Origin of the sequence: Proteus sp. LHD240705 (assembly GCF_047921555.1) — a bacterium.
In the GTDB taxonomy this organism is placed as follows: domain Bacteria; phylum Pseudomonadota; class Gammaproteobacteria; order Enterobacterales; family Enterobacteriaceae; genus Proteus.
This window is the reverse complement of record NZ_JBLRMI010000046.1, coordinates 1-346: the sequence shown is the minus strand read 5'-3', so window position 1 is coordinate 346 and position 346 is coordinate 1. Positions and strand designations below refer to the sequence as shown.

The window sequence follows — 346 nt, the reverse complement described above, 5'->3', positions numbered from 1 at the left end:
CAAGCAACAAAGGCTGGGCGTAAAGATGGATATATAAGTGTATTTCCTGTTGATATTGCTAATAATTTAAGTCTTTTTATGAATAGGTTAAAGTCATCATTTTTTTCTATGGAATTTTTTAAAGATAATGATGGTCGATTATATAGAATAATTAATGGGGAAAAGATATATTATAAAGATCAGGCTGAGGTGGATAATGCAGTTAATGCAGTACGAAAATTACTTAATCAAATTAAAGGAGTATCATTAGTAAAAGAAAATCATTCTAATATGAATCTTTCGTTTGAAATTAAATTTGATGTGTCGGGGATTAGAAAATTAGATGATCATTTATTTAGCATGCCAA

General features: G+C 27.7%; 1 protein-coding gene. It reads left to right on the top strand.

All coding sequences use genetic code 11. From position 1 onward, the window contains the following. Positions 1-346, top strand: a 346-nt coding sequence (locus ACNART_RS17955) for a hypothetical protein (protein ID WP_416303693.1), incomplete at both ends; no start/stop codon positions are given.